This window comes from Tenacibaculum retecalamus (assembly GCF_027941755.1).
GTDB classification, from domain to species: Bacteria; Bacteroidota; Bacteroidia; order Flavobacteriales; family Flavobacteriaceae; genus Polaribacter; species Polaribacter haliotis_B.
This window is the reverse complement of sequence record NZ_CP115916.1, coordinates 591,955-616,138: the sequence shown is the minus strand read 5'-3', so window position 1 is coordinate 616,138 and position 24,184 is coordinate 591,955. Positions and strand designations below refer to the sequence as shown.

General features: G+C 32.1%; 21 protein-coding genes. 10 read left to right on the top strand and 11 right to left on the bottom strand.

What is annotated here, in order from left to right; genetic code table 11:
* Entirely contained in the window at positions 1-1,125 is a 1,125-nt protein-coding gene (locus PG912_RS03015; RefSeq protein ID WP_275688427.1) for a vWA domain-containing protein, read from the top strand.
* Between the two features lie 70 nt (positions 1,126-1,195).
* On the opposite strand, the gene PG912_RS03010 is transcribed toward PG912_RS03015, so the two are convergent.
* Together PG912_RS03010 and PG912_RS03005 are read right to left on the bottom strand one after the other, a co-directional pair.
* Positions 1,196-1,990: a glucosaminidase domain-containing protein gene (locus tag PG912_RS03010; protein WP_275688426.1), complete on the bottom strand. Its 795-nt coding sequence runs from the start codon at positions 1,988-1,990 to the stop codon at positions 1,196-1,198.
* Complete coding sequence (locus PG912_RS03005; protein ID WP_408648404.1) at positions 1,990-2,946, bottom strand: 1-aminocyclopropane-1-carboxylate deaminase/D-cysteine desulfhydrase; 957 nt, start codon at positions 2,944-2,946, stop codon at positions 1,990-1,992. The genes PG912_RS03010 and PG912_RS03005 overlap by 1 nt, the downstream gene beginning before the upstream one ends.
* Before the next feature lie 122 nt (positions 2,947-3,068).
* Here PG912_RS03005 and PG912_RS03000 point away from each other — a divergent pair, with 122 nt between their 5' ends.
* Entirely contained in the window at positions 3,069-3,989 is a 921-nt protein-coding gene (locus PG912_RS03000) for a glutaminase (RefSeq protein ID WP_260586265.1), read from the top strand.
* A 61-nt stretch (positions 3,990-4,050) separates the two neighbouring features.
* Here the strand turns inward: PG912_RS03000 and PG912_RS02995 are convergent, their stop codons facing one another.
* A complete protein-coding gene (locus PG912_RS02995; protein ID WP_275688425.1) occupies positions 4,051-5,967 on the bottom strand; it encodes an ABC-F family ATP-binding cassette domain-containing protein in 1,917 nt (638 codons plus the stop codon).
* A 42-nt stretch (positions 5,968-6,009) separates the two neighbouring features.
* Here PG912_RS02995 and PG912_RS02990 point away from each other — a divergent pair, with 42 nt between their 5' ends.
* Positions 6,010-6,405, top strand: coding sequence for a DUF983 domain-containing protein (locus PG912_RS02990; RefSeq protein ID WP_260586267.1), 396 nt, complete (start codon positions 6,010-6,012; stop codon positions 6,403-6,405).
* Here the strand turns inward: PG912_RS02990 and PG912_RS02985 are convergent, their stop codons facing one another.
* From PG912_RS02985 to topA, 7 genes are all read right to left on the bottom strand, one after another.
* The gene (locus PG912_RS02985) at positions 6,406-7,449 is read right to left on the bottom strand and encodes an NAD(P)/FAD-dependent oxidoreductase (protein ID WP_275689004.1); all 1,044 of its coding nucleotides are present in this window, start codon (positions 7,447-7,449) and stop codon (positions 6,406-6,408) included.
* Positions 7,450-7,533: 84 nt separating this feature from the next.
* Positions 7,534-8,397, bottom strand: coding sequence for a type IX secretion system ring subunit PorN/GldN (gene porN / locus PG912_RS02980; protein ID WP_275688424.1), 864 nt, complete (start codon positions 8,395-8,397; stop codon positions 7,534-7,536).
* A gap of 18 nt (positions 8,398-8,415) precedes the next feature.
* On the bottom strand, positions 8,416-9,948 hold the full coding sequence (gene porM, locus PG912_RS02975) for a type IX secretion system motor protein PorM/GldM (RefSeq protein ID WP_275688423.1): 1,533 nt from the start codon (positions 9,946-9,948) through the stop codon (positions 8,416-8,418).
* 47 nt (positions 9,949-9,995) lie between these two features.
* Entirely contained in the window at positions 9,996-10,646 is a 651-nt protein-coding gene (porL, locus tag PG912_RS02970) for a type IX secretion system motor protein PorL/GldL (protein ID WP_260586270.1), read from the bottom strand.
* A 53-nt stretch (positions 10,647-10,699) separates the two neighbouring features.
* Complete coding sequence (porK, locus tag PG912_RS02965; protein WP_275688422.1) at positions 10,700-12,079, bottom strand: T9SS ring complex lipoprotein PorK/GldK; 1,380 nt, start codon at positions 12,077-12,079, stop codon at positions 10,700-10,702.
* A 99-nt stretch (positions 12,080-12,178) separates the two neighbouring features.
* On the bottom strand, positions 12,179-13,339 hold the full coding sequence (locus PG912_RS02960; RefSeq protein ID WP_275688421.1) for a formimidoylglutamase: 1,161 nt from the start codon (positions 13,337-13,339) through the stop codon (positions 12,179-12,181).
* A 52-nt stretch (positions 13,340-13,391) separates the two neighbouring features.
* On the bottom strand, positions 13,392-15,890 hold the full coding sequence (gene topA / locus PG912_RS02955) for a type I DNA topoisomerase (RefSeq protein WP_275688420.1): 2,499 nt from the start codon (positions 15,888-15,890) through the stop codon (positions 13,392-13,394).
* A gap of 196 nt (positions 15,891-16,086) precedes the next feature.
* Between topA and miaB the strand changes: the two genes are divergently transcribed.
* The 7 genes from miaB (at position 16,087) to groL (ending at position 22,670) form a co-directional block, all read left to right on the top strand.
* On the top strand, positions 16,087-17,541 hold the full coding sequence (miaB, locus tag PG912_RS02950) for a tRNA (N6-isopentenyl adenosine(37)-C2)-methylthiotransferase MiaB (protein WP_275689003.1): 1,455 nt from the start codon (positions 16,087-16,089) through the stop codon (positions 17,539-17,541).
* A 76-nt stretch (positions 17,542-17,617) separates the two neighbouring features.
* Complete coding sequence (locus tag PG912_RS02945) at positions 17,618-18,847, top strand: sigma 54-interacting transcriptional regulator (RefSeq protein WP_275688419.1); 1,230 nt, start codon at positions 17,618-17,620, stop codon at positions 18,845-18,847.
* Between the two features lie 119 nt (positions 18,848-18,966).
* Positions 18,967-19,476: an LptE family protein gene (locus PG912_RS02940; RefSeq protein ID WP_260586275.1), complete on the top strand. Its 510-nt coding sequence runs from the start codon at positions 18,967-18,969 to the stop codon at positions 19,474-19,476.
* Positions 19,477-19,479: 3 nt separating this feature from the next.
* Entirely contained in the window at positions 19,480-20,217 is a 738-nt protein-coding gene (locus PG912_RS02935) for a hypothetical protein (RefSeq protein ID WP_275688418.1), read from the top strand.
* Positions 20,217-20,561, top strand: coding sequence for a preprotein translocase subunit SecG (gene secG / locus PG912_RS02930; RefSeq protein WP_275688417.1), 345 nt, complete (start codon positions 20,217-20,219; stop codon positions 20,559-20,561). The genes PG912_RS02935 and secG overlap by 1 nt, the downstream gene beginning before the upstream one ends.
* A gap of 162 nt (positions 20,562-20,723) precedes the next feature.
* Positions 20,724-20,999 (top strand): co-chaperone GroES, encoded by a 276-nt coding sequence (locus PG912_RS02925; protein WP_260586278.1) that lies wholly within the window; start codon positions 20,724-20,726, stop codon positions 20,997-20,999.
* A gap of 42 nt (positions 21,000-21,041) precedes the next feature.
* Positions 21,042-22,670 (top strand): chaperonin GroEL, encoded by a 1,629-nt coding sequence (gene groL / locus PG912_RS02920; RefSeq protein ID WP_275688416.1) that lies wholly within the window; start codon positions 21,042-21,044, stop codon positions 22,668-22,670.
* A gap of 165 nt (positions 22,671-22,835) precedes the next feature.
* On the opposite strand, the gene PG912_RS02915 is transcribed toward groL, so the two are convergent.
* The gene (locus PG912_RS02915; protein ID WP_260586280.1) at positions 22,836-23,813 is read right to left on the bottom strand and encodes a polyprenyl synthetase family protein; all 978 of its coding nucleotides are present in this window, start codon (positions 23,811-23,813) and stop codon (positions 22,836-22,838) included.
* Positions 23,814-24,184: the final 371 nt, after the last annotated feature.

Here is a 24,184-nt window from a genome sequence, read left to right as displayed (position 1 = left end):
ATGAAAAACTCTATCCTAAAAACAATCTTCATTTTTACTTTTTTAATATCAATAGCGGGCTATGCTACCAACCCTAGAAAAGACATCAAAAAACAAACAACCAAAGTTGCGCTATTATTAGATACAAGTAGTAGTATGGACGGGCTAATAAATCAAGCAAAAGCACAATTATGGGAAATTATTAACGAATTATCACACGCCAAATGTGATGGAAAAACTCCAACGCTAGAAATAGCTTTATACGAATATGGTAATAGTAGTCTATCTTCTAATGAAGGATATATTCGCCAGGTTTTACAGTTTACAAGTGATTTAGATGATATTTCTGAACATTTATTTTCTTTAACAACAAATGGTGGTAGCGAGTTTTGCGGACAAGTAATTCAAACCTCTTTAAATGAACTAGAATGGGGCGATAATAAACGTGATTTAAAAATGATTTTTATTGCTGGTAACGAACCTTTTACACAAGGAAAGTTAAACTATAAAGATGCTATTACCAATGCTAAAGAAAATGACATTACTGTGAACACTATTTTTTGTGGTGATTACGATCAAGGTGTATCAGGGATGTGGCAAGACGGAGCCGTTTATGGTGACGGAGATTATATGACGATTAATCACAACAAAAACATTGTTCATATTGTAACGCCTTACGACAACGATATTATTATTTTAAATAAACGTTTAAACAAAACCTATATTCATTACGGAAGTGCCGGGTATTCTAAATATACAAATCAGGCAAAACAAGATGCAAATGCTGAAACTTTAGATGAAGTTGTGGTGGTAAAACGTGCGGTTAGTAAAAGCTCTAAACTATATAATAACTTTGAATGGGATTTGGTAGATGCTTCTGAAGATAAAAAAATTGATTATAATAAGTTAACAAAAAAGCACCTTCCTAAAAACTTACAAACCAAATCATCAAAAGAAATTAAAAAATATGTTGATACTAAACGAAAAGAAAGAACTGAAATTCAAGAAAAAATTCAGCAATTAGATAAAAAAAGAAAACAATATATTGCTAAAAAACAACGTGAAAGTAGTGCTAAAAACGAATTAGAAAGTGTAATGATTAAAGCGATAAAAAAACAAGCAAAAAAGAAAAAATATTCTTGGTAAAATTTAAATAACAAAAAAAACGTCATTCTTTGCAAAATGCTAGAATGACGTTTTTTACCTAATGTCTTTTTTACTTTACCTGTAAATCTTGTCCGATACTAATTTCATTAGTGCTTAATCCGTTTACCTGTTTTAATTTACTAACAGATAATTGATATTTTCTTGCTATAGAATATAAAGTATCTCCTTTTTGCACTTTATGATATTCATTTGTTGCAACAGTTTTAACCCCTTTTGTATGCTTAGCCTTTATTCTGTCGTATTTTGTTAAACCGTATTTTTTTATAATCGATATTAATTTTTGCGGATATTTTTTATCCGTCGCGTACCCTGCTTTTCTTAATCCATAAGCCCACCCCTTGTAATTGGTATGTCCTAATTTAAACAAACTCGCATAACGACTTCTTGTGAGTAGAAATTGCGAATGATCTTCGTATGAAGTTTCTGGATATTTATATTTCCTAAAACATTCTCCCTTTTCATCATCATCATGAGTTACACTTTTTCCTTGCCAACCTTTATGGCATTTTATTCCAAAATGATTGTTCGAACGAACCGCCAAGGCACTTCTTCCACTTCCCGATTCCAATACTCCTTGAGCTAGAGTAATACTTGCAGGAATTTTATGCTCATGCATTTTTCTTACCGCAATTGGTGCAAACTTATAAATATATGTAAGTGTATGATTTCCGTTTGTTTTTATCGGTTTTGGTATTTGCTCTAACTGTGGAAGTTCTGGGTAAACTTCTTTTTGCTCTAAAACAACGATTTTTTTACGGCTTTTAGTAACTATATTTTTATTCGATCCACAACTCACTAAAAAAGTAGCGCTTATTACTATATAAAAAACTGATTTTATTTTCATTAAACTTTTATTAACACTTTATTTTTATTTTTCAACTTTTGATTAACTCCTGTAATTCCCTGTAAGCCACCTGTATGAATTGCGACAATTTTACTGTTCTCGGGAAATTCATTGTTCTTAATCATTTCTATAATTCCAAATAACATTTTAGCTGTGTAAATAGGGTCTAACGGAATTTTTGTGTGTTCCTTAAACTCGTTTATAAAACGAATTAAATCTGTATTATATTTTCCGTAACCTCCAAAATGATATTCGGTTTGTAAACTCCAATTATCATATACTCTTACTAACTTCTCTATTTCTTTCTGTAAGAAATCACCTTTTAAGGCAGGAAAACCAATTACTTTTTGATGCTTTTTTGCTGTATTTATCAATCCCGAAATTGTTCCTCCAGTTCCTATTGCAGCACAAATATAATCGAAATTCTTATCTTCTTCTGTTAAGATCTCTTCGCATCCTTTAATCGCCAATTCATTCGTTCCTCCTTCAGGGATTAAATAAAAATTACCAAACTCGTTTTTTAACTTACTTATAAATTCTTCGGATGTTTTATTTCGATACACTTCTCTTGAAACAAACTTAAACTGCATTCCGTTTTTATGTGCTTCTCGCAAAGTTGAATTTCCTGCCAACGTTTTTTCGAGATTCTCGCCCAACTCATCACCACGAATAATTCCGATAGTCTTAAAATCAGATAAATTTCCCGCAACTGCTGTCGCTACAATATGATTAGAAAACGCCCCTCCAAAAGTTAATAACACTTTTTTTTGTTGATTTTTTGCAGCTTCAATATTATATTTCAATTTACGAAACTTATTTCCTGAAACAAACGGATGTATTTTATCTTCTCTTTTTATAAACAACTCCACTTTTTTCTCTTCTAAAATAGGAAGAAAAATTTGTTGATTTTCGCTTATAAAAACCTGATTAAAAAAAGAGTTATATATACTGTTCAATGCAAAAAATATTTATGTAAAAATAATAGAAATCTCAATTAATTTATAGCTATTTTTCACTTGATTTTATAATAAAAAAAAACGATTTTAGCTTATTAAACTTATGTCATTATATAAAAACAATGGATTTAAATTTTGAAGAAATAATTAAAGAAACTTTTTTTAAAGTTAAAAATATGGATGACAGTGGAAAAACTGCTTCTTATATTCCTGAATTAGCACTTATAGATTCCGAAAATTTTGGGGTTCATATAACTACTATCAATCAAGATAACTTTGGTATAGGTGATTGTTATAAAAAATTTTCGATACAAAGTATAGCCAAAGTGTTAGCACTTAGTTTAGCCTATAAACTTTTAGGAAATAAAATATGGAATCGGGTTGGGGTTGAACCATCGGGTACCGCATTTAATTCTTTAGTGCAGCTTGAGGCTGATAATGGTATACCAAGAAATCCTTTTTTAAACGGCGGTGCGCTTGTTATTTCTGATATTTTATTAAGTCATTTAAAAAATCCTAAAGAAGATTTTTTAAATTTTGTTCGTCAAATTTCTAACAATACTACAATTGATTATTCTAGTAAAATTGCAGAGTCAGAAAAAGCGGTTGGCTATCGAAATATAGCCTTGTGTAATTTTATTAAATCCTTCGGATGTATTGATAATAACCCCTCAGATGTTCTTGACTTTTACTTTAACCTTTGTTCATTAGAAATGAGTTGCAAAGAATTATCTGAAATGTTTTTATTTTTAGCTAACAATGGTATTGGAGCACCTTCTAATCAAAACATTATAAGTGAAAGTGAATCTAAAAGAATAAATGCTTTGATGCAAACTTGTGGATTTTATGATGAATCTGGTGAGTTTGCTTTTAAAGTTGGACTTCCAGGAAAAAGTGGTGTTGGTGGTGGTATTATAGCAATACATCCAGATCAATATGCTATTGCTGTTTGGAGTCCGAAACTTAATAAAAAAGGAAACTCTTATAAAGGAATGAAGTTTTTAGAGGAGTTTACCTCAAGAACTGAGCTTTCTATATTTTAAAAAATCAGCAATCATCGTATTTATGATTGCTGATTTAAATGAGCTAACACACTATTACACTCTAAAAACCTGTAACCTGTTCTTCTACTTTTTCCCAGTCGTGCATTAAATTTTCTAAGCTTGCCTTTTTAGCTTTATATTTTTCAAAGAAATTAGGACGAGATGAAACTTCGTCATAATTATTTGCTAATTCTAAATCTATCTTTTCAATTTCTTTTTCTAAATCAGCAATTTGAGTTTCAATTTTATTCAGTTTATTTTTAAGTTTTTTCAACTCTTTTTCTTGCTCTCTAGATAATTGATGTGCCTCTTTTTTAGCTACTGGTTTATCAACTTTAACAACCGTTCTTTTTTCAGCTTCTCTAAGGTTTTCCATCTTATGCTGATCTAAGAAATAATCAATATCTCCTAAATACTCTTTTATAACCTTGTCTTTAAATCCGTAAACAGTTGATGTTAATCCTTGTAAGAAATCTCTATCGTGAGAAACCACGATTAAAGTTCCGTCAAAGTTTTTTAAAGCTGTTTTTAATACTGTTTTAGAGGCAATATCTAAGTGATTTGTTGGCTCATCCATTATTAACACGTTAAATGGCGATAACAATAATTTACATAAAGCTAAACGGTTACGTTCTCCACCCGACAATACTTTGGCTTTTTTATCTACAGCGTCTCCACCGAATAAAAAAGACCCTAACATATCTCTAACACGCATTCGGTTTGTATCCGAAGCAGCATCTTCCATTATTTCTAAAACTGTTTTTTCTGGCGGTAATTCTTCGGATTGGTTTTGTGCAAAATATCCTATTTCTACATTATGTCCTAGTTTAAGGTTTCCTGTAAACGGAATTTCACCAACCATCATTTTTGCTAAAGTAGATTTCCCTTGACCGTTCTGACCAACAAAAGCAATTTTACTGTTGCGCTCAATCATTAAATCAACATCTTCTAAAACATGCTTATCTCCGTAACTTTTACTTAAACCATCAGCTTCAACAATAATTTTACCTGGCTCTTTAGAAATATTAAAACGAACATTCATTGCCGCATTATCATCCCCATCCACCTCAATAAGTTCTACTTTATCTAATTGCTTCATTAACGATTGCGCCATCGAAGCTTTACTTGCTTTTGCCTTAAACTTATTAATTAAGTGTTGCTTTTGCTTAATTTCTTTCTCTTGATTTTTCTGCGCCTGTAATTGCTTTTCTTTGATTTCAGCTCTTAAAACCAAAAATTCAGAATATGGTTTTTTATAATCATAAATCTGACCTAAAGAAATTTCAATCGTACGGTTGGTTACATTGTCTAAAAACATTTTATCATGCGATACCAATACAATGGCTCCAGAATACGATTTTAAAAAATTTTCTAACCAAATAATAGACTCAATATCTAAGTGGTTTGTTGGCTCATCTAACAGTAAGATATCATTATCTTGTAGTAATAGTTTTGCCAATTCGATACGCATTCTCCATCCACCAGAAAAGGTATTGGTTAATTTATCAAAATCTTCACGCTGAAAACCTAAACCTTGTAAAATTTTCTCGGTATCTCCTTGGTAATTATATCCACCTAAGAGCTCGTAACGTTCAGTCAAATCTGTTAAATCAATAATTAACTGACTATATGCTTCACTTTCATAATCGGTTCTTGTAGCTAGCTGATTATTAATATCATCTAACTTCAACTCAATTTCTTTTATTTCTTCAAACGCTTGATAAGCTTCTTCTAAAATAGTTCTTCCTTCTACAAAATCGATATCCTGACGTAAGAATCCCATGCGAATATCTTTATCAAAAGCCATCGTACCACCACTGGTTTCAATGTCTTTAGAAAGCACTTTTAAAAGTGTAGATTTCCCGGCTCCATTCTTACCAATCAATCCGATTCTATCACCTTTATTTAATTTAAAAGTAATTCCTGAAAACAAATCAGACCCCATAAAAGAGACTGACAAATTGTGTACGTTTAACATAAAATTTTGCGTAAATTTGAAAAATGCAAAGCTACTTAAATTATGATTAGAAAAGGAACAAAGTTATATAGTGTTTTAAAAGGTAAATGTCCTCGTTGTCACGAAGGTGAATTTTTTAAGCATAAAATTACTCTTAACCCAAAAAAAGTAACGCAGTTACATGATAACTGTCCGAGTTGTAATTTAAAATACATGATGGAACCTTCTTTTTTCTTCGGGGCAATGTATGTAAACTATGGCTTATCGGTTGCTTTATTTGTAGGTGTTTTTATTATTTCTAAAATGATTTTTGGCTTAACAATATTGCAAAGCTTTATTTCTATCATCGTAGTTTCATTATTACTAATACCTTTTACACTGCGTTTATCTAGAATAATATGGATAAATATTTTTATCGGATATAATAAAAACGCAAAAGAACTACAGTCTGAAAGATAATTAATCTACAAATCTTTTTATATCAGTATCTCTATCTAATTCGTCACCGTTTTCTAAGTGATTAAATAGGTTTTTAGCTATTGTAGGCTCAATCATAACACCACGTGTTCCTAAACCGTTTAAAACAACTAATTGTTTATATTTAGGATGAACGCCAATCATTGGTCTTCTATCGCTTACTGTAGGCCTAATACCTGCGGTATGATCTTTTATGGTGTAGGGAACTGTAATTATTTTCTTTAATTTTTCTTCTAACTCTTGTTTAGCTTCTTGTGTCGGGTCACAGGTTTTATCTGTCCAATTAAATGTAGCTCCAACTTTATAGTTATCATTACCAATTGGCATTACAAAAAAACCTGATTTTAATAAAAAATCAATTTTTAAAGACGGTGCATGAATTACTATCGATTCTCCCTTTACCTCATTTAAAGGTAAATAATTAAAAAAAGGATTCTTTTTTATTCCAAAACCTTCACAAAAAACGATTCTATTCGCTTTTATATGCTGATATTGAATATCTTCTTCTGATATATTTAATAAATCATACTCAAAAGGACTTTCTATTAATCTATTTGAATTTCTAATAAAATCTCTGTAAGATTTTACAAGCAAAGCTGTATCTATTCTTCCTGTTCCTGTAAGTTCTCCAAAACCAAAATCACCAACAACACCTTCAATATTTTCCTTACTAATTTTAGGATTCATATAATGTAATAAAGTTGGTTTATCTAAAGCTGAAAACCAATTATTACCATCACCAACACTTGTAAATGCTTTTTTAATAGAAAACTTGTGATCTAATTTCACACCTAACTTATCTTCTAAAACTTTATAAAAAGGTAGTGCTATTTTTATTTGTTCATGCCCATTCCATGCAGCATTAAAACGCTTTAATATAACAGGATTATAAACGCCTCCTGCTACTATAGATGAAGTTTGTGAATTGTTTTCAAAAATTACAAATGATTTATTTGCATTCTGCAACTCTTCTGCAAATGCAATTCCTGCCAAACCTAAACCTACAATAATATAATCTACCTCAATTTTCATAAGTCAAAAATACTATTTATTACAACAAAAAAGAGCTTGCAATGCAAGCTCTTTTTAATTTTTATAATAAGTCCGGAATTAATAATTCCACATATCCATTTCGCGATTACGAATACTCTCTTTAACTCTATCAGCTTCTAATAACTGGAATAAAGAATTACCTCTAACATAGTCTTTAATAGATCTATCTCCGTAAATATTCTCTTCTTTCATTATAGTAGAAGTAAATCTTCTAGCGTTTAATAAGTTATCATAAGACAAAGGATGCGCTGAGTTTTTTGGATTGAAAACTTTAGAAGCATGTAAGGTATTTCTTGCATCTGGAAAAAATACCCAGAACAATTCATACACACTTTCTTTATCATCAATCTCTTCAACTCCTAAAACTTGAACATCTGGTCCCATAGGTGCTAATGCAAGCATACGGTACTTTAATTCTCCTCCTCGTTTATCAAAATACCAAAGACCTTTTATTAAGTATCCTTTAATATCTGTTGATTGTACCGAATAAGGATCCATATTACCATAACCATCATCACGTTCGTTGTAGGTCATCTGTTTAATCTCATCCATTCCTATTTTAGTTGTAAAATAAGAATCACTATATACTTCTTTAATTTCTCCGTTCTTAATACCTTTTAATAAAGTATCAAACAATGAACGTCTCGTTAAACCTGCATTGGTAGTATCAATTGGATAATAATAAGGCAAATTGATTTTCTGATTTAAATCTACATATTCCCACACCACTTTAGACCATAACACATCTCTATCGCTAATATAGCCATAAGGAAGTGGTTTATCGTCTTCTGAAGCTATTTGGGCTTCAGATTTAAATCCGATCTCTTCAACCTTTTGAGAATTTAAGAGGTTAGCTTGTGCACTTGCTAAACTTGCAGTAGCAAAGGCAAATAAAACCATATAAAAACGCTTCCAATTCATACTTTAAATTTTTACTTATTAATTAGTAATCTCAATATTCACAGGTAATACTTTCTTAATCTTGTAATTAGATCCTGAAACTGATGCTTTAATATCATAAATAGTAATTACATCATTTCTTCTAGCTTTACCTAACGCTTGTTTTGCTCTAGCTGATAAGTTTCTACCATTAACAGGTATTGTAACCTGACCAGGAACTTTAATTTTAAAACTAGATACATTTAATTTTAAATCGAATAAGAAATCTGGTAAACCGGCAGCTACATTGATTCTAGCAACACTTTGCTTAGGCATTTTTACAGTACCATACTGACCTCTTACCATACCTACTGCTGGTGGTATGTCTTTAATTCTGTATTTTTTTGGAGTACTAATTTTTCCTCCTCCTGGTAATGTTGCAGAAACTCTAATAGTTACCTCACTTCCTTTACCTGGGTTCATTACATATTTATCTCCTTTAACTCTTCTTAAACCTGGTGCTGATGCAGAAACTTTATTTCCTGAAACTCCTGGTACTGATATCGTTAATGGATTTGATAAACCACGATATACAACATTCATTTTATCAGCAGAAACAACTGCTTCATTTGGCTTAGGAATTACTGAATAACCTCCTAAAATAGGGATGGTTACTAAAGAATCGTTTTCCATAAACTGAAACTCTCCTTTTAACTCCTTATCTCCAACTGAACCTGCTGGTCCATCTAAGATAACCTGACCTGCTTGAATTTTATCAGCTGGCATTTCTTTACCGTTAACGATAACTTTTTCAGCTGTTAAATTAGGATCATTTTTACCTAATACAATTTTACCAGATAATTTTTCACCCGGATAGTATGCGTTTTTATCAAAAATAACCATGGCATCATAGTTTGTCATTGATACTGCGCTTTCTAATTCACCTTGTAATAAAGCTGTTAATGCATCAGATTCAGTCGTTTTAATGTCTGCCTGAATTTGTGTTAGCTTTGTTAAAGATGCAATTAAAGGAAACCCTTCGTAGTTATAACTTAACCAGTTTTTTGTAATTCCGTCTTGTCCTTTAACATCTTCTGTGCTAAAACGAGCTTTTACTACTGTAGATAATTTAGACTCTCCTAAAACACCTAAAGACTCTTCTCTAAACTGATTCATTTTATCTACAAACTCTTTCCCTTTAGGTGTAATTTTTCCGCTTGCGAAAAAATACTGATCTAAAAACCCAGATTTATCCATAGATTCATAAGCTTTCTTGTCTTCTAAATCACTTGTCATTTGAGTTTTTAATGCCCCAATATAAGTGAAGAAGTCGTCTGCCATTACTCTAAGCTTATCTGTTTTTTCTTTAGCTTCACCATACTGCTTTGCTTGTTCAGTTGCTTTCAGGGCTAAAGTTTCATACGAAGCTGCATTTTTCTCGGTAGCTCTAATATTAGACTCCGATAATTTTTCATTCATTAATCCGAAGGCTGATAAAACTTCTTTACTCATGTTCATTGCTAACATCGCAATAAATACAAGGTACATTAAGTTTACCATCCTTTGTCTTGGTGACTGTTTTCCTCCTGCCATCTTTAATTAGTTTGTTTAGTTAATAAAAATTAGATAAAACTAATTAATTATTTAGTTGACATTGCCGTTAACATACCACCATATACTCCGTTTAAAGAAGATAAATTAGTTGCTAATGATTGCATTTGTTCTTGTAAACGTTGAGAATTTTCAACTAAAGAAGAGTTTAAATCAGCTTGTTTACCTGCGTTTTCAACTTGCGTAGTATACAACCCGTTTAAAGATTCTAATTTTGCAGCTGCCATAGACATTTGCTCGTTGTATTGATTTGTAGAAGATACTGTTTTAGAAGTAGCTGTTAATCCTTCTGCAGCTCCTTGGAAATTTTTAATACTATCTCCTAAACTAGAAATTAAAGTAGCATCTAATTTTGCTTCTTTTAAAATACCATCTAATTTTTGAGATAACATACTTTGCGCTTCTTCTGGTGAAGCTTCTTTTCCTTTTTTACCTAAAGATTGTCCGTCTGCTAACTCTGGATAAACTTTTGTCCAATCTAAGTCATCTTCAATTGGTTCGAATGCAGAAATAGCAAAAATAATTGCTTCTACAACTAAACCTAATGTTAACATTACACCACCTGTTAATGGTCCTATTTTAAAGTGCATGATTTTAAATAAAGCTCCTAGTATTACTACTGAGGCTCCTAAACCATACGCCATGTTAAAAATTTTCTTAGTTGATTTTGATTGTGCCATAATTTTTTGTAATTTTTGGGGGTTCTTATTATTTATTCTTGTTTGTTTTTGTGCTATTTATTTTTACTTGTACCTAAGTAATCTTGTACCGTTCTAAATCCGATATAGCTTCTTGCTGTATCTGCATATTCCCAGTCACGTGAACTTACTTCTAAAAAGTATGCTACATCTTTCCAAGAACCTCCACGGATAATTTTTCTACGGTTTTCTTTAATCTCTACGTTAGGATTCATTGTTGATCCCATATAGTAAGACATTTGATTATAAGCTGTATTGGTCCATTCTGCAACGTTACCTGCCATATTATACAATCCATATTCATTCGGATTAAAAGAAACAGCTTCTACAGTATATAATGCTCCATCAGCAGCATAATCTCCACGTACTGGCTTAAAGTTTGCTAAGAAACATCCTCTATCACTTGTAGTACTTGATTCACCCCAAGGGTATTTACCATAATCTAATCCACCACGAGCAGCATATTCCCATTCTGCTTCTGTAGGTAATCTAAAAGAAGGAACTAATCCTAACTTTTTTCTAGAACGTTGAAAATTGTTTTTAGTTTGTGTTCTCCAATGGCAAAATGCTTTTGCTTGATTCCAAGTAACTCCAACTACTGGGTAGTTTTCATAAGCTTTGTGTGCAAAATATTCTTGGTGCATTGGATCGTTATAAGAATAATTAAAATCTTTAATCCACACAGTTGTATCAGGATATACATTAATAACTTCATCTTTCATAAAGTCTTTTCTGTTTTTTCCTGTTTTAGCTGCTTGCTCATTATCGAACCAGTAATATCTATAATTTAATAACTTCGTATTAAATGTTCTTATTCCGTTTAAAGACTCATCTTTCTTTAAATATAAAGAATCCATTACTTCAACATAGTCTACATCTGGATATTCTTGTTGTTCCCAAACAAGTTCTTCTTGCCAATTCAATGGTTTTAAAGAATCCATTCCTTCTCCTAACTCGTAATAGTTTTCACGCATGTACTTTCCGTATGGCGACTCATTTACTGTATCTGCTGAAGCAAATGCATATAACTGAATACCCTCTGCATTTTTACCTGCGGTTGCCGGGTCGATGTCTCCTCCTGAAGCAAATTCAGCTTGATATGCTAATTTTGTTCTTGTAATAGAATCTCGCACCCAAAATACAAACTGTTTGTATTCGCTATTTGTAATTTCAGATTCGTCCATATAAAAAGGCTGAACCGTAACAGTTTTAGTTGGTGCATTCATTGCTCCTAACGGGTCTTCATCTTGCTTACCCATAGTAAAAGAACCTCCTGGTATTTTAGCCATTCCGAATGGTTTCTCTGCAAACCACTTTCTTTTTGACTTTTCACCTACTAATTCTCCTCTATCACCACTTGAACCACAAGCGTATATTAAAGATACTAACAATGTAAATACTACTATTTTCTTCATATTATTTCTTTCTTATAAAAGAGGTCGTAAACCTATTATTTTTTTTATTAAAAAACAATTACGTGTTATATTTTTTTTAAAAACAAATATAACTGTGTCCTAAACAAGCTTTTGCTGTGCTTTAAACCACCTGTTTGGCATCTTTCGTTTAAGCGCTTGCTCGTAATCTTTATAGTTACAAGGTATTAACGCATGTCTTTTATGTTTATTATTCGTTATTAAATTTATTTCCATCCACCAACGACCACTTTTATCACTTTTATAAAAATTTATTGGATCGTCATCACTTAAAAGTACTGTGAATTTCTGATAATTTTCTTTTGTTACAAACGGGTAATCTTTTGCACGAGCATTAACTCCTTCAATAAAATACCAAATCATCTGAGCAATTAAACTTGCTGTTTGATTATTTGAATCTAACCTATGATTGTATTCATAAACTCCAAAAGAAGTTACTTTATCACTTATTCCTGCATATCTTGCAATTGCACAGATATCTTCTCCATAAAAACCATTTGGTGACGCATTATTATTTGCTGGTGCTTCACTTTGACGGACACAACCAATATCGATACTAACCAAATCTGCGTCTCTTAATATAGGTTCAACTAAAGTTACATCTTTTACTTCACCTAACCTAAAAGCATCAAAATATAATTTATCTAACAACTCAATTTCTTCTTGTGAATTAAAAAAAGTTTGATACCCTATATTACTGTAATTAAACAAATTATTAGGTTGTTCCATAATCACTTTACTTAAAAAAGAATTAGAAGACAGCTCTTCATCTATAGTACCTAAATCGAAACGACTATCTACAGACACCAAGTTAACGGTTTGCTCTAAAGCATCGTAACCTCTGTAATTTGCATATGTTACGTCTTGACTACCGCCAATTATAATCGGAATAATTTTTTTCTTTAATAAGTATTCTATGGTTGTTTTTACAGCAAAATAAGTATCTTTAAGAGTATCTCCTTGTGCTATATTTCCTAAATCGGCTATTTGAGTTTGCCAATTACCTGGAAACAATTCATATAGTTTTTCGCGAATAGGTTGCAAATTCTCGCCACAACCTTCGTTATTTACTGCGCCTCTTCCGTCTTTCACACCTAAAATGGCAATATTTATTTCAGAAAGATCAGGAAACCCGTTTTCAAGAGTATGAATCGCTATATTTTTCCCCAAAGCACTTACTGATTGCGACATTAAGTGCGCAACCAAGGTATCATTGATAGGAGTAAAAAAACTAAAATTCATCTTTTCTGGGGACTAAAGAATTGGCAATATACTATTTTTTATGAAACCTTTTTTATTTCTTTTTTGTTGCTTTCTTTTTAACAACCTTCTTTTTTGTTGCTTTTTTCTTAGGAGTCTTAGCTTCTATTAGCTTCACAGCTTCTTCTTTTGTCATTTTCTCAATTTCTGTAGTTTTCGGTAATTCAACTTTAATTTTACCTTTAATTACATTGAAACGACCCCAACGAGCTTTTTCCACTCGAATACCAACATCTTCCCAATTATGAAGTACTTTATCTATCTCCTTTTGCTTTTTAACCTCAATCAACTCAATAATATCATCCGTAGAAAGGTTATCAAAATCGTATTTTTTATTTACGTTGATAAAAATAGAATTCCATTTTAAGAAAGGTCCAAAACGACCTACTCCTTTTTGTACTGGTAAATCTTCATAATGATAAATTGGCGCATCTGCTTTTTGCTTCGCAACAATTAATTCTTCTGCTCTTGGCAAGTCTACCTCCATCGGATTTTCACCTCTATCTAAAGACACGAACATTGTTCCGAATTTAATATAAGGACCAAAACGTCCATTAGAAACAATTACTTCTTCCTCTTGAAAAGTTCCTAAATTTTTTGGAAGCAAGAATAACTCTAACGCCTCCTCCATCGTGATGGTTCCTAAATGCTGATCTTTATTTAAGCTCGCAAATACTTTCTCTTCATCTTCGGGAGCACCAATTTGTGCTATCGGACCAAATTTACCTAAACGTACTAAAACTGTTTTTCCAGATTCTGGATGTTTCCCTAAAATACGTTCTCCACTTTCTCTTTCTGCATTTTCCTTAACATCTTCTACATTTTCATGAAATTTAGTATAGAAACCTTTTATCATTTCTATCCAGTCTTCATCTCCTTCAGAAATATCATCAAAAGAATTTTCAACTCTTGCTGTAAATCCGAAGTCTAAAATATTTGAAAAATTTGCAACCAAGAAATCGTTTACAATATTTCCGATATCTGTAGGGACTAATTTATTTTTATTTGAACCCGTTTTTTCCGTCAACATTTCGCTTTTAACAGCTCCGTCAGACAAAATCATTTGTTCGTAATTTCTCTCTACACCTTCATTTTCTCCTTTTTCTACATACCCTCTTCGTTGTACTGTAGAAATTGTTGGTGCATATGTTGATGGTCTACCGATACCTAACTCTTCTAATTGTTTTACTAAAGATGCTTCTGTAAAACGATACGGTGGACTCGTAAAACGCTGCGTTGCGTTTATAAAAGTATATGCTAAGCTTTCACCAGTTTTTAAATTTGGCAACATTCCTGCTTGCTCTTCTTCTTCATTATCGTTTCCTTCTAAATACACTTTTAAGAAACCATCAAACTTTATCATTTCACCGTTAGCAGTGAATATTTTTTCGTTTCCTGAGTTCTCAATTTTAACGTTGGTACGTTCTAATTGCGCATCACTCATTTGTGAAGCCAACGTTCTTTTCCATATTAAGTCGTACAATCTTGTTTGATCGTACTCACTATTTATAGCATGCTTTTTCATATCGGTAGGACGAATTGCTTCATGGGCTTCTTGAGCTCCTTTTGCCTTCGACTTAAAAACACGTTGTTTGCTATATTCTTTTCCGTAATAGTTACTAATTTCTTCTTCGGCTGCATTTCTTGCATCTACAGATAAGTTTACACTATCTGTTCTCATGTAAGTAATTAAACCGGCTTCATATAAACGCTGTGCTACTTGCATTGTTTTCGCTACAGGAAAACCTAATTTCCTAGAAGCTTCTTGCTGGAGTGTTGATGTTGTAAATGGTGCTGCTGGAGATTTTTTTGCTGGTTTTTTGGTTAAATCAGCAATAGAAAAATCGGCCGCTGAACAAGACTTTAAGAAATCTTCAGCTGATTTTTTTGAATCGAAATTCTTCGGAATCGTTGCTTTAAATGTTTTCCCTTCTGTATTAGAAAACTGAGCAACTACCTTATAATGTGTTTCTGATTTAAAATCAAGAATACTGCGTTCTCTTTCTACAATTAAACGAACTGCAACAGATTGTACTCTACCTGCTGATAAGCCTCCTTTTACTTTACGCCATAAAACAGGCGATAATTCATACCCAACAAGCCTGTCTAAAACTCTACGTGCCTGTTGTGCATTTACCATATTATAATCGATATCTCTTGGATTTTCGACTGCTTTTAAAATGGCGTTTTTTGTTATTTCATGAAAAACAATACGTTTTGTATTATCATCATTTAATTTTAATTGTTCTTTTAAATGCCACGCAATTGCTTCACCCTCTCGATCCTCATCACTCGCTAACCAAACAGTTTCTGCTTTTTTTGCTAAAGCTTTTAACTTCTTAACAACGGGCTTTTTATCATCAGAAACAATATATTTCGGACTAAAATCACCATCAACATCAATTCCTAGTTCTTTCGATGGTAAATCTGCGATATGACCATAGCTAGATTCTACTTGAAAATCTTTACCTAAAAATTTCTCAATTGTTTTTGCTTTTGCAGGTGACTCAACTATAACTAAATTCTTTGCCATATCTCTCTTCAATTATCTCTTTTTACACCATATATATAATGATGTTTAGAATCTGCAAAAGTAGAATGTTTTTTTTAAAAAAAACATTTTGTTTAAAATTCGACTTAAAAACAAAAAAACAGCTCAATATATTTCTGCCAATTTGTCACTCAAGTTGCTTTTTGGTTGTATCTTTGCAATCATTTTTATTATGAATATGGAGCACACTGAAAAGGTTATAGATGAACAATTACAAGGACAAGCTCTTGTAACTGAAAAGAAGATAGAAAACACTAAAAAATTATTTATAGAAAGTTACGGTTGTCAAATGAACATGAACGACAGCGAAATTGTAGCTTCTATTTTAGCTGAACAAGGTTTTAACACCACTCAAGTTTTAGAAGATGCTGATTTAGTTTTGGTAAATACTTGCTCTATTAGAGAGAAAGCTGAAACTACAATTCGTAAACGTTTACAAAAATACAATGCTGTTAAAAAAGTAAATCCAACCATGAAAGTGGGGGTTTTAGGATGTATGGCAGAACGTTTAAAAGAAAAATTTTTAGAAGAAGAGAAAATTGTTGATTTAGTTGTTGGACCAGATGCTTATAGAGATTTACCTAATTTATTAGAAGAAATTGATGCTGGTAGAGATGCCATTAACGTAATTTTATCTAAAGAAGAAACCTATGGTGATGTAGCTCCTGTTCGTTTAAACTCTAACGGTGTTTCAGCATTTGTATCTATTACGCGTGGTTGCGATAATATGTGTACTTTTTGTGTGGTTCCGTTTACCCGAGGTCGCGAAAGAAGTAGAGATCCCAAAAGCGTTTTAGAGGAAATTAAATCGATGCATGATCAAAACTTTAAAGAAATTACTTTACTTGGTCAAAATGTAGATAGTTACTTGTGGTATGGTGGCGGATTGAAAAAAGATTTTACTAAAGCTTCTGAAATGGCGCAAGCTACCGCGGTAGATTTCGCTCAGTTATTAGATATGTGCGCTACAGAATTTCCTAAAATGAGATTTCGGTTTGCAACTTCTAACCCGCAGGACATGAGTTTAGATGTAATTCATACCATGGCAAAACATAAAAACATTTGCAAATACCTTCACTTACCTGTTCAAAGCGGAAGTAACGCCATGTTAAAAGCCATGAATCGTCAACACACACGTGAAGAATACAAAGAATTGGTTGACAACATCTTTAAGATAGTTCCAGAAATGTCATTATCGCAAGATATGATTGTTGGTTTTTGTGGCGAAACAGAAGAAGATCATCAAGATACTTTAGATTTAATGAGATATGTAAAATACGATTTCGGTTTTATGTTTGCTTATTCTGAAAGGCCAGGAACTTTGGCTGCCAAAAAAATGCCAGATGATGTTCCTTTCGAAACTAAAAAAAGGCGTTTACAAGAAATCATCGATTTACAGCAAGAACACGCTTTATATAGAACACAGCAGCATATAGGTAAAACGGAAGAGTTTTTAATTGAAGGAACTTCTAAGAAAAACCCGAATGAATGGAAAGCCAGAAACACACAAAACACCGTATGTGTTTTTCCTAAAGAAAATTATAAATTAGGTGAATTTGTAATGATAAAAATAGAAGATTGTACGTCGGCAACCTTAAAAGGAACTGTGCTTGGCTATTCAGATAATAATTAATTTTTAGAAAAGAGAAGCAAGAGAAATGATCAGTCCTTTTCTCCCTATTCTTTTTTCTCTATTCTAAAGAAAAAATATGGAAAACCTACAAGCGATAAAACAACGTTTTGGAATTATCGGTAACGATACACAATTAAACCGCGCTATCGAAAAATCTATTCGTGTGGCTCCTACTGATATTTCAGTTTTAGTTACCGGAGAAAGCGGTGTAGGTAAAGAAAATATCCCAAAAATAATTCATCAGTTATCACACAGAAAGCACGCAAAGTATATTGCTGTTAACTGTGGTGCTATTCCTGAAGGAACGATTGACAGTGAATTATTCGGACACGAAAAAGGTGCTTTTACAGGAGCTACAACCGCTCGTAAAGGGTATTTTGAAGTTGCCGATGGCGGAACCATTTTTTTAGATGAAGTAGGTGAATTGCCATTAACAACACAAGTACGTTTATTACGTGTTTTAGAAAATGGTGAATTTATAAAAGTAGGATCATCACAAGTACAAAAAACCGATGTTCGTATCGTTGCAGCTACCAATGTAAACATGCAACAAGCTATTTCAAAAGAAAAATTTAGAGAAGATTTATATTATCGTTTAAGCACTATTGAAATTGATTTACCCGCTTTACGCGATCGTAACGAAGATATTCATTTATTATTTCGAAAATTTGCTTCAGATTTTGCACAAAAATACCGAATGCCAACAATTCGCTTAGATGATAATGCCACAAAAATATTATTGAATTATCGTTTTCCGGGTAACATTCGTCAATTAAGAAACTTAGCAGAACAAATTTCTGTTGTTGAAGAAAGTCGTTTAATCACTGCCGAAAAATTGATACAATATCTCCCGAAAAACAATGGGAATTTCCCTGCGGTAATAGGGCAAAAATCTAGCAATTCTGATTTTGCCAACGAACGAGATATTATGTATAAAATCTTGTTTGATATGCGTAATGACATCAATGATTTAAAAAAATTGACGTTAGATTTAATGCAAAATGGAGATGCAGAACAAGTTAAAGAAGAAAATCATGGATTGATAGAAAGAATCTATCAAAAGCAAGAACAACCAGAAGATCAAAATATTGAAGTTGTTCAAATTCCGCAATCATCCGCTACTCAAAACAATTACGAGTATGCTGAAACTATTGAAGAAGACGAAAATTTATCTTTACAAGAAAAAGAAATTGAAATGATACGTAAATCTTTAGAAAAAAACAGCAATAAACGTAAATTAGCAGCTAAAGAACTAGGGATTTCTGAACGAACTCTATACCGAAAAATAAAACAATACGATTTATAAAAAAACAACAGTTCGAGTGCTTTCGTTTTTTGGTCGAAAATCGATTACTTCTCGATACTTTTTTTTATTTTTCGCTACCGTTTCAATTCAAAAAACAAAGTGACAATACGCTTAAAACAATGAGAAAAATTATTTACATCACATTAATTTCTATCGCCGCAACAATTTTAATGATAAGTTGTGGAGCGTATTCATTTACAGGTGGGAATACAGGAAAAGCAAAAACCATTCAAGTTGATTTTTTCCAAAATCAGGCGCCTTTAATCGAACCTACATTAAGTCAGAAATTTACACAAGATTTACAAGACTTATTTACACGTCAAACAAATTTAACCTTAGTAAAAGCTGGTGGCGATTTACATTTTTACGGTGAAATTGTAGATTATCGTATTACACCAATGAGTGCAACTGCCGATCAAACAGCAGCACAAAATCGTTTAACGATTTCGGTAAATGTTATTTACGAAAATAAGTTAGAAGAAAAAGATAATTTCGAAAAACGCTTTTCTTTTTATTTTGATTATGGTGCTACGCAACAATTATCAGGAGGTGTATTAGACAGTGCCTTAAAAGAAATTTTAGAGAGAATTACACAAGATATTTTCAACGCATCAGTTGCTAAATGGTAATCATTGGATAAAAAAAACTACATACAAATTTTAGAAAAACCAGTACTCATTTCGCAAGAAATTAGTGCTGAGCTAAAAAATGTTATTCAACAATATCCTTATTTTCAATCAGCAAGAGCTTTACAATTAAAAACTTTAAAAAGTCAGCACAGCTTTAAATACAATAACGAATTAAAAAATACCGCTGCTTATACCACAGATCGCACTGTTTTATTTGATTTTATTACTTCAGAAACATTTAAAGAAAATTCAACTGTAAAAGAAGAAAAAATACGCTTAAGAGAAATTATTCTTCCAAAGAAAAAAACAAAAGAGATAACGAAAATTAAAGAAGAGTTATCAATAGGTAAACCTCTTTCTTTCTCTAAGCAGGAATCATTTTCTTTTAACCAATGGATGCAACTTTCTTCTAAAAACACAATAATAAGAGAAACAGCTCCAGACCCTAAAAAAATCATTCCTGCAAAAAGTTTAGTTAAAAAAGATATCATCGATCGTTTTATAGCATCCTCACCCAAAATACCACGCCCAAGTAAAACGAATCCTACTGAAATTAAGCTTGTTAAAAGCAAAAAGAAATCGCAATTAGCAACCGAGACTTTAGCCAAGGTGTATCTTGAACAAAAAAAATATGACAGCGCAATACAGGCTTATAAAATATTAAGTTTGAAATATCCAGAAAAAAGTGGTTTCTTTGCAGACCAAATTAAGAGAATACAAATTTTACAAAAAAATAAATAATGACAACGTATACTTTACTTTTAGTGTTAATATTGATTGTTGCAATAGCATTAATCTTAATTGTAATGGTGCAAAACCCTAAAGGAGGTGGATTATCTTCTGCTCTTGGTGGTGGTAGCGCTCAAAACATTGGTGGCGTACAAAATACAAATAGTTTTTTAGATAAATCTACTTGGACTTTAGCTATCGCAATGTTTGCTTTAATTTTAATCGCAAACTTCGCTATACCTAGAGGTAACTCAGCTGATGCTCCTCAATTAGATAGCGCTTTAGAAAACGTAAAAGCTACAACTCCTGTTGCAGTTCCTACAACAAACGATACTACAAAAGATAGTGTAAACTAATCTTAACAACATATAATATCAAATGCCAACGTAATGACACGTTGGCATTTTTTTTACATACAATTTAATGGATTTAGAAAAAGTGGCATATAATTTTTAATGGCATAATTTCTGACTATTTTTAAAGCATAAAAACAAACACTTAATCATAACTTATATAAAATGGGATTAAATATTAAACCTTTAGCAGACAGAGTTCTTGTAGAACCAGCTGCAGCAGAGACTACCACAGCATCAGGACTTATTATTCCAGATAACGCGAAGGAAAAACCACAAAAAGGAACTGTTGTTGCTATAGGAAACGGAACTAAAGACGAGCCTTTAACTGTTAAAGTTGGTGATACTGTTTTATACGGAAAGTATGCTGGAACAGAATTAAAACATGAAGGAAGTGATTATTTAATTATGAGAGAAAGCGATATTTTCGCTATCATATAATTTTTTCACCCACTTAATAATTAATAAAAAAAAGATCATAAAATGGCAAAAGATATAAAATTTGATGTAGACGCTCGCGATGGTTTAAAACGCGGAGTAGATGCATTAGCAAATGCAGTAAAAGTAACTTTAGGACCTAAAGGAAGAAATGTAATTATTTCTAAATCTTTCGGTGCGCCACACGTAACTAAAGATGGTGTTACCGTAGCAAAAGAAATTGAGTTAGAAGATTCTTTAGAGAATATGGGAGCTCAAATGGTAAAAGAAGTAGCTTCTAAAACCAACGATTTAGCTGGTGACGGAACTACAACTGCAACCGTATTAGCACAAGCTATTGTAAAAGAAGGTTTAAAAAATGTTGCCGCTGGTGCAAATCCTATGGATTTAAAGCGCGGTATTGACAAAGCCGTTACTGCTATTACTGCTGATTTAGCAAAACAATCTCAAGAAGTTGGTAATTCATCAGAAAAAATACAACAAGTAGCTTCTATCTCAGCAAATAATGATAAAGTTATTGGAGATTTAATTGCTACCGCTTTTGGTAAAGTTGGTAAAGAGGGTGTTATTACTGTTGAAGAAGCAAAAGGAATGGAAACCTATGTTGACGTTGTGGAAGGAATGCAATTCGACCGCGGATATTTATCTCCGTACTTTGTTACTGATGCTGATAAAATGGTAGCTACTTTAGAAAATCCATATATTTTATTATTTGATAAAAAAATATCTAACCTACAAGAAATTCTTCCAATATTAGAACCTGTTTCTCAATCTGGAAGACCTTTATTAATTATTGCTGAAGATGTTGACGGACAAGCATTAGCTACTTTAGTAGTTAATAAATTACGTGGTGGTTTAAAAATTGCTGCTGTTAAAGCTCCTGGATTTGGAGATCGTAGAAAAGCAATGCTAGAAGATATTTCTATCTTAACTGGTGGAACTGTTATTTCTGAAGAAAGAGGTTTTTCTTTAGAAAATGCTACTTTGGATTTATTAGGAACTGCTGAAACTGTTACTATCGATAAAGACAATACTACAATTGTTAATGGTGCTGGCAATGAAGAACTAATTAAAGGACGTGTAAACCAAATTAAAGCACAAATTGAAACGACTACTTCTGATTACGATCGTGAGAAATTACAAGAGCGTTTAGCGAAATTAGCCGGTGGTGTTGCTGTTTTATACGTTGGTGCTGCTTCTGAAGTAGAAATGAAAGAAAAGAAAGATCGTGTTGATGATGCTTTACACGCAACTCGTGCTGCTGTAGAAGAAGGTATTGTTGCCGGTGGTGGTGTTGCCTTAGTGCGTGCTAAAAAAGTATTAGAAGCTTTAGCTACTGAAAACTTAGATGAAACTACAGGTGTACAAATCGTTAACAAAGCTATTGAAGCACCTTTAAGAACAATTGTTGAGAACGCTGGTGGCGAAGGATCTGTTGTTATTAATAAAGTATTAGAAGGTAAAAAAGATTTTGGTTATGATGCTAAAGCTGAAGTATATGTTGATATGCTAGAAGCTGGAATTATCGATCCTAAAAAAGTAACTCGTGTAGCGCTAGAAAATGCAGCTTCTGTAGCTGGAATGATCTTAACAACCGAATGTGCTTTAATTGATATTAAAGAAGATGCTCCTGCAATGCCTCCAATGGGTGGCGGGATGCCAGGAATGATGTAGTGGAAAATCGCCACTGGTAAGTTATTCTTATTATGAATACATTTATTTCATAAAAAAACCTCGAGAAATTTCTCGAGGTTTTTATTTTTATATTTTTTTACGATGATTGATTCTCTTATATAAATTAAGCTAAATGAAATGCTAGTAGAAATAAGGAAATCAACTTTAAATCTTACGCTCTACAACATAATCTATCATTTGTTGCAAGGAGTTTTTATATGCTGATTCTGGGAAGTTATTTAATATTGCTAATGCCTTATTTTTATAACTATGCATTTTAGTTGTCGCATACTCTAAGCCGCCATTTGTGTTCACAAAAGCTATAACTTCTTTTACACGTTTTTTATTAGTGTTATGCTTTTTTACAGAATTGATCAACCAAGACTTTTCTTTTTTAGAACAGTTGTTTAAGGTATAAATTAACGGCAATGTCATTTTTTGTTCCTTTATATCAATACCGGTTGGCTTCCCTATTTCATCTTCTGTATAATCAAATAAATCATCTTTAATTTGAAAAGCGATTCCGATATATTCTCCAAACTTTCGCATTTTCTGCACTATCTCATTACTTGCGCCTACTGATGCTGCTCCAATACCACAACAAGCAGCTATTAAGGTTGCTGTTTTCTGTCGGATGATTTCAAAATATATTTCCTCGGTAATATCTAGTTTCCGTGCTTTTTCTATCTGTAATAATTCACCTTCGCTCATTTCACGCACTGCGATAGAAATCAGTTTAAGAATATCAAAATCTTCATTATCAATAGAAAGCAATAGCCCTTTTGACAATAAAAAATCACCTACTAAAACGGCTATTTTATTTTTCCAAAGTGCATTTACAGAGAAAAATCCACGACGACGATTACTATCGTCTACAACATCATCATGTACTAAAGTTGCGGTGTGAATTAATTCTACTACCGAAGCTCCTCGATAAGTTCGTTCGTCAAAACCACCATCAGAAACCATTTTGGCTACTAAAAAAACAAACATCGGCCGCATTTGTTTTCCTTTTCTACGAACAATATAATACGTAATTCTATTTAATAAAGGAACCTTTGACAACATCGAATCTTTGAACTTAGTCTCAAAGAGTTCCATCTCGTTTTTAATGGGAAGTTTAATTTGTTCTACTGGCTTCATTATTCTTTTTTTTGAGAATTTATTTTTAACTCTACTCAATAATAAAAATGCCACACGTCTAATCATTTTATTAAACTTAAACTCAAATAATATATCTATTAACTGATCTATATCAACTAAGTTATGATACTTATTTATTCGCTCATCAATTTTTTTATCAGGGTATTTGTGATAAACATTATCAACTAAGAAATAACATAATTTCCAAGTAAACAAATGTTTTTTTCTCCAGTTTTTTCGATACTTTTCAAAAGTATTTTCTCCCTTTTTAACGTAATTTAAAATATGTTCAGTTACAGTATCGGCACTTCTTAATGCATACCGAATTCCTTCCCCACCTAAAGGGTTAATTGAAGATATTGAATCTCCAA

Bases quoted from the DNA above. Each gene is read 5' to 3' on its own strand.
- groL (WP_275688416.1), top strand. From the start codon at position 21,042: ATGGCAAAAGATATAAAATTTGATGTAGACGCTCGCGATGGTTTAAAA.
- PG912_RS03000 (WP_260586265.1), top strand. From the start codon at position 3,069: ATGGATTTAAATTTTGAAGAAATAATTAAAGAAACTTTTTTTAAAGTT.
- porK (WP_275688422.1), bottom strand. From the start codon at position 12,079: ATGAAGAAAATAGTAGTATTTACATTGTTAGTATCTTTAATATACGCT.
- miaB (WP_275689003.1), top strand. From the start codon at position 16,087: ATGGAGCACACTGAAAAGGTTATAGATGAACAATTACAAGGACAAGCT.
- PG912_RS02990 (WP_260586267.1), top strand. From the start codon at position 6,010: ATGATTAGAAAAGGAACAAAGTTATATAGTGTTTTAAAAGGTAAATGT.
- PG912_RS02945 (WP_275688419.1), top strand. From the start codon at position 17,618: ATGGAAAACCTACAAGCGATAAAACAACGTTTTGGAATTATCGGTAAC.
- secG (WP_275688417.1), top strand. From the start codon at position 20,217: ATGACAACGTATACTTTACTTTTAGTGTTAATATTGATTGTTGCAATA.
- porM (WP_275688423.1), bottom strand. From the start codon at position 9,948: ATGGCAGGAGGAAAACAGTCACCAAGACAAAGGATGGTAAACTTAATG.
- PG912_RS03015 (WP_275688427.1), top strand. From the start codon at position 1: ATGAAAAACTCTATCCTAAAAACAATCTTCATTTTTACTTTTTTAATA.
- PG912_RS02995 (WP_275688425.1), bottom strand. From the start codon at position 5,967: ATGTTAAACGTACACAATTTGTCAGTCTCTTTTATGGGGTCTGATTTG.
- porN (WP_275688424.1), bottom strand. From the start codon at position 8,397: ATGAATTGGAAGCGTTTTTATATGGTTTTATTTGCCTTTGCTACTGCA.
- PG912_RS02940 (WP_260586275.1), top strand. From the start codon at position 18,967: ATGAGAAAAATTATTTACATCACATTAATTTCTATCGCCGCAACAATT.
- topA (WP_275688420.1), bottom strand. From the start codon at position 15,890: ATGGCAAAGAATTTAGTTATAGTTGAGTCACCTGCAAAAGCAAAAACA.
- PG912_RS02960 (WP_275688421.1), bottom strand. From the start codon at position 13,339: ATGAATTTTAGTTTTTTTACTCCTATCAATGATACCTTGGTTGCGCAC.
- PG912_RS03010 (WP_275688426.1), bottom strand. From the start codon at position 1,990: ATGAAAATAAAATCAGTTTTTTATATAGTAATAAGCGCTACTTTTTTA.
- PG912_RS02925 (WP_260586278.1), top strand. From the start codon at position 20,724: ATGGGATTAAATATTAAACCTTTAGCAGACAGAGTTCTTGTAGAACCA.
- porL (WP_260586270.1), bottom strand. From the start codon at position 10,646: ATGGCACAATCAAAATCAACTAAGAAAATTTTTAACATGGCGTATGGT.
- PG912_RS02915 (WP_260586280.1), bottom strand. From the start codon at position 23,813: ATGAAGCCAGTAGAACAAATTAAACTTCCCATTAAAAACGAGATGGAA.